This window comes from Ruegeria atlantica (assembly GCF_013033965.1).
GTDB lineage: Bacteria > Pseudomonadota > Alphaproteobacteria > Rhodobacterales > Rhodobacteraceae > Ruegeria > Ruegeria atlantica_D.
Genome location: NZ_WQFE01000026.1, coordinates 1 through 5,966 on the forward strand (window position 1 = coordinate 1; position 5,966 = coordinate 5,966).

At 54.3% G+C, this 5,966-nt stretch carries 2 protein-coding genes and 1 pseudogene; 2 read left to right on the plus strand and 1 reads right to left on the minus strand.

Annotation, left to right across the window (positions count from 1 at the left end; all coding sequences use genetic code 11):
• The first annotated feature begins 180 nt into the window (after positions 1–180).
• Positions 181–3,069 (plus strand): Tn3 family transposase, encoded by a 2,889-nt coding sequence (locus GOW16_RS22375; RefSeq protein ID WP_170419758.1) that lies wholly within the window; start codon positions 181–183, stop codon positions 3,067–3,069.
• A gap of 95 nt (positions 3,070–3,164) precedes the next feature.
• Here the strand turns inward: GOW16_RS22375 and GOW16_RS22380 are convergent, their stop codons facing one another.
• On the minus strand, positions 3,165–3,785 hold the full coding sequence (locus GOW16_RS22380; RefSeq protein WP_170419760.1) for a recombinase family protein: 621 nt from the start codon (positions 3,783–3,785) through the stop codon (positions 3,165–3,167).
• Between the two features lie 551 nt (positions 3,786–4,336).
• Between GOW16_RS22380 and GOW16_RS22910 the strand changes: the two are divergent.
• Positions 4,337–5,966 (plus strand): annotated as a pseudogene (locus GOW16_RS22910) (hypothetical protein); the annotation flags it as partial.

Consider the following 5,966-nt stretch of genomic DNA (forward strand, 5'->3'; position numbering starts at 1 on the left):
GATCGTGCCATCAACCCCCGCCACCGGCAACTGCCCCACGTTTTGCGGTGCTCCCCGCTGTTTGGCCCGGCTGGCCCGAAGCTGTGAGATCGGACAAATTCTGGAACATTTGTGAACGAGGGTTGTCTTCTGAAGGGTTCTCCCTGAGGTTTCGGCGCGAATTACGCGGCGGAGGTTACTTTGACAGGGAATATTGCTGCAGATTGGGGTCTGTCCTTTTCTGATCTGATGTTTCTGGCGGATCAGCCAGAAGATATTCGGCTGGAAGCAGGCCTTCAGCTGTGCCACTTACAGCGAACAGGGCGATTTATCGAAGATTGGTCATGCGTTCCATTCGAGGTGGCCTCTTATGTCGCCGGTCAAACCGAGCAACCCGCAGATCATCCAACTAGTTTGTTTGATGATCGCAGGTCGCGGCGCTATCGGATACGTGTTGCTGAGCATTTGGGGTTCTCCCGGTCTAGGCAAACTGATTTGGCAGAGTTCGAAACTTGGCTGCTCAATGATGTCGTTCAGCGGGGCGGTTCTGTCTCCGAGATGACAGAGTTGGGGTGTCACTGGTTTTTGGACCACAAGCTGGTCTCACCTTCGGAACAAGCACTCGAACGCATTGTACGTTCCGGGCGCCAACGCTTTCTGGAAAGTTACCTCACATCGGTTGCAGCGCGCTTGTCAGGTTCAGCAGCCTTTGAACTGGAAGCCAGCCTTGCTGACCCGCGTGGGCGGACTGGGTTTCAGCGCCTGAAGGGTGACGTTGGGGCCGCAACACTGGATAACGTTCTGGATGCAGCCCATCGGCTTGCTTTCATTCAGAAGCTTGATTTGCCCAATGATGCGATCGGAGAAATTGACCAATCCTGGGTCAAGATGTTGGCGCGCCGGACCGAGGGCGAAACCGCATCCGAGATGCGTCGGCACAGCCGAGAAAAGCGCCTTGGTTTGTTGGCTGTGTATCTGATGACCCGAAGGGCTGAATTGCTGGACGGGCTGGTCGATTTGCTGCTTGAGATTGTCCATCGCATCGGCACACGTTCCAAGCGCAAAGTCATTGGCAAGATCGCGGCTGATATCGAGAAGGTGCACGGAAAAGAACGACTGCTGGTTGATATTGCGACAGCGGCCATGATGGCTCCGAATGGCCGTGTTGCCGAAGTTATCTTCCCTGTTGCGGGGGCAGCGAAGCTGAAAGCCATCATTGATGAACACAAGGCCAAAGGCACATTGGATGTCCGGATTCAGACTGTCATGCGTGGGTCCTATGCCAGCCATTATCGCCGAATGCTGCCATCCTTGCTGTCTGTCTTGAAGTTCCGGTCAAACAATGAGGTTTGGCGACCGATCATGGATGCTTTGTCTTTGATTGTGCGCCTGAATGAAGAGGGCCGGCGTTATGTCCCAGCCTCTTTGGCTCCGGAAGGGTCTATTCCGCGCAAATGGTGGGGCACCGTCTTGGACAACCGGGGACGCCTGAATGTAATTTCTTATGAGCTCTGTATTTTGACGCAATTGCGGGAGCGCATCCGAGCCAAAGAAATCTGGGTCGAAGGGGCGGATCGCTACCGTAATCCGGATGACGATCTGCCGAAGGATTTTCCTGATCGGCGCAACGCTTACTATGCTGGCCTGAACCTCACCCAGGATGCTCGCGCCTTTTCCACTTCGGTACGTGAGCAACTTGAGCAGGAGCTACGTCAGTTGAACGCGACGCTACCAAACAATGACAGAGTTCGATTGCGTTGGTCGGGCGAGAACCGGATTTGCATCACGCCCTTTGATCCTGCGTCAGAGCCCAAGGGCCTGGTCGGTCTCAAAGCCGAGGTTGGGCGGCGTTGGCCAATGACCGGCCTGCTGGACACTCTGAAGGAAACTGCGTTGGATACGGGTTTCTTGGATGTTTTTGAGACCTCAGCTACTCGCGAGGCACTGCCACCGGAGGTGCGAGATCAACGTCTGCTACTTTCTTTGTATGGACTGGGCACAAATGCGGGCTTGAAGCGTGTGGCCGCAGGCACGCCGAGTGTCAGTCATGATGAATTACTGCATATCCGGCGGCGCTACATTGATCTGGCTTCTCTGCGGGGGGCTTGCAGCCGGGTCGCGGATGCGACGCTGGCTATTCGGAACCCAGTCATTTGGGGCGAAGCCGGAACAGCCTGTGCCTCAGACTCCACCAAGTTTGGAGCCTGGGACCGAAATCTGATGACTGAATGGCATGCCCGCTATGGTGGGCGCGGCGTGATGATTTACTGGCATGTCGAACGCCAGGCCACCTGTATCTATTCTCAGTTGAAGCGTTGCTCGTCTTCCGAAGTGGCTTCTATGATCGAAGGTGTCTTGCGGCACTGCACGGATATGGAAATCCAACGCCAATATGTTGATAGCCACGGGCAAAGCGCCATCGGTTTTGCCTTCTGCCATCTCCTGGGCTTTGAACTGGCGCCTCGACTGAAAGCAATCGCAAGCCAGAAACTTGCCGTTCCCAGTGCAAGCATCCGTGCTCAATTGCCGAACCTATTGCCAATCCTGTCCAGTACGATCGACTGGGCCGAAATCGAGCGCCAATATGATGAGATGGTCAAGTATGCCGCGGCCATGCAGCACGGCACCGCTGATCCTGAGGCCATTCTGCGCCGGTTTGCCCGTTCCGATGTGATGCACCCAACGTACAAGGCGCTTGCTGAACTTGGTCGCGCGATCAAAACGATCTTCTTGTGTCGTTATCTGCGCTCTGAGGCTTTCCGCCGCGAAATCCATGAAGGACTGAACGTGGTCGAAAACTGGAATAGTGCCAACGGGTTTGTCTTCTTTGGCAAAGGGGGCGAAATCTCCAGCAACCGCATTGCCGATCAGGAGATATCGGCTCATGCCTTGCACCTGCTTCAGGCCTCTCTGGTTTATGTGAACACACGCATGGTGCAATCGGTCCTGTCCGAACCGAACTGGATCAACCGGTTGTCTGAGCGGGATCTGCAAGGGCTGTCCCCACTCTTCTATCTTCACATCAATCCATACGGTCGGTTTGATGTGGATCTGGACCAGAGGATCGACTTTGGGAAAATAGCGGCCTAAACGCTTTACAAAGTGCGTGAACTAAAAAGTTTGAAGGTAGGCTTGCGTATAAAACAAGTGCGACGAAATTCTCTAAGAATTGCCGCCCTCTTTGCTCATGTTAAATCTCCGTCCAGAAGTCTCTGACCAGGCGCTTTCGCGGTTCCGTCTCCGTTTACGTATTCGTAAAGCGTCGTTGTGGTGATCCCGAGCCGCTTTGCCAGATCTGAAGCGTTGGTCTCACGATCTGCCATAGCCTTCATGGCCATCCGCAACATGGTCACATCCATCTTGCGCGGTCGTCCACCTTTCCGACCTCGAGCACGTGCCGCTGCCAGACCGGCGCGGGTGCGTTCAGCGATGAGTTCCCGTTCGAACTCGGCGAGGCTGGCGAAGATCCCGAAGACAAGCCGACCATTTGCGGTAGTCGTATCAATCTCGGCACCGGCGCCGGAAAGAACGCGAAGGCCAACGCCGCGCTCTCGCAGGTCATCAACCGTTGCCACGAGATGCTTGAGATCGCGCCCAAGGCGGTCCAGTTTCCAGATCACCAGAGAATTACCCGGCTGAAGCGCTTTCATGCAGGCATCAAGCCCTGGCCGATGATCCTTTCGCCCGGATGCTTTGTCTTCATAGATGCGCTCGGCATCGACACCGGCTTCGATCAGCGCATCGCACTGCAAATCGAGGAGCTGGCTTCCGTCGGCCTTTGACACTCGTGCATAACCGATAAGCATGGAAATTCACTCCGCCAGAATAGACAGGACGCACCATGCAACCTCACTATGATTTCCGCAACGGTTTTTCTGATGCTGTTCACGCCGCTGTGCCGCCACCGGTGAGACCACAAGGAAAACGCTCGCTTTCCAAGCACCGGATGGTTCCGTGAATATCCGCTGATCACTGTAAGGTTGCTGGTATACAGTGTTAGCACATCGTATCGCCGCCCAGAAAAGACAGAAACCTAATGCAACTTATAATTGACCATCCTCTGTCAGGCTTGGATCCCGCGTTCACACTTTGGACATGTTGGGTAAGGCGAGCCTGCGGAAACAACAGGTTAACGAATCCGGAGAAATCATGTTAGGGAAATGGCTAGCTATCTTTTACAAGGAGTCCACGTGAAAAAGAATACCGTCGAGTTTTTGGTCCTCTGTGGTCTCATTGTAGCCATGGTCGTCTATAGGTGGCACTCAGGGGCCAGCTATGTTTTTGTTGATCTTCTTTTTTCCTTGGTGTTCGTTGTTCTAGCATATTTCTACTTCTTTAAATTTAAGGGTAAATAACGATGGGCAATCCGTTTGATGCTTCCGCGCACTTGGAAAACCTTCCGGACTTAAACCCAGAACAATACAGTGAGCCAACAAATCCAGCGGCTCTTGGTGTGACGCTTTCTGCAACTGCAGTCGGTATTGGCACAAGTGTCCTCTCAGATGGTGTGGAGAAGGGCGCGTTTACTTCAACACTTGGTAGAACTGCCACGGCGCTGGGGGCAAATGGTATTAAGGCTGTTGGAGGTGTTGCTGGCGCTACAATTGGCACGTTGGCTGAGGCAGCTATTACACAAACCGCACCAACGTTAGGTGGTTTTGTGAAGGGTGGATTGGTCACTGGTGCCACAATTGTGGGTGGGCCAATAGCCGGGATTGTCGCCGGACCGCTAATAGATTCTGCGATGAACGCTAAGCCATTAGGGGGACAATTTAACCCAACTCAAAATTTCATTGATGAGATCAAAGAGCATTATCCTCATTTGACCGAAGAAGAAATCAAAGCAATCGTTGAAGAACATATAAATGTTCTCAATCAGCAAACTGGTTGGACGTCACCTTTGCCAGAGGCTGCCCTGCCGGATGTAATGAGCGGCGAGACGAATGTTTATGACGACTTGAACAAAGCTAACGCTGACGCTTACAGTGATGTAGTCGAAAATAATCTGGCAACTCGCCCCGGTTCATTCCGTGATCCGACGGTATCTCATTTTCCGGACAGGCCGCCTTCTGTACCGAAACCGGGTTTTTCCCAACCGAATTCAACACCTTTCGCTGAGCGCGGTCCATTTGACTTGGAAGGACCCGAGGCAGCTGGAGTTGGCAGCGGAGGAGTTTCTTCTAGCGGCGATGGCAAAATTGGCGATGGCAGAAGCGGAGATGATGGGGATGATCGCGGTGGCGCAGGCTCAAGTTCTGGTGGCCTCGGCGGTCAGCGAAGCGGCGCTGAAGGTGATGGTCTGCGTGGCGATTCTTCATCCACAAGCTCTGGCGGGTCATCCAGACCTGACCACCATTCGCAGGATAGTGGAACCACTCGCGGTCACGGTTACCAACAACCGATCATTTTGGATTTGGACGGAACCGGTGTTGAGATCACGCAGTTGTCGCAGTCGACGGTGTTTGTGGACTCAAGCGGAGACGGTCTGAAGAACCAGACGGCGTGGGCCGCTGCCGGGAATGGAGTTCTGTTTTACGACGCGGACGGGGATGGGACGATCTCTGAGACGCGGGAATATGTGTTCACGGAATGGGATCCGACGGCGACGAGTGACATCGAGGCGCTGAAAGCGGTATTTGACTCCAACGGCGACGGGGTTTTTGACGCCAATGACGAGAAGTGGTCGGACTTCAAGGTTCTGGTGACACTGCCTGACGGCTCGCGTGTGACGAAGACCTTGGACGAGTTGGGGATCACCTCCATCGACCTGACGGCGGATGCGACCAATATCGAACTGCCCGATGGCTCGGTGATTACCGGCCAGACCACCTTTACCAAATCCGATGGCAGCACCGGGACCGTGGCGGATACCACGCTTGTCAGCAACAGCCAGAGCTACCGCGTTGAGGAAAGCGAGGCCACTGACTCGGAAGGGGTGCGCACGCATATCCAGACGGGATATGGCGCCGATGGCGCCATTTCTTTTG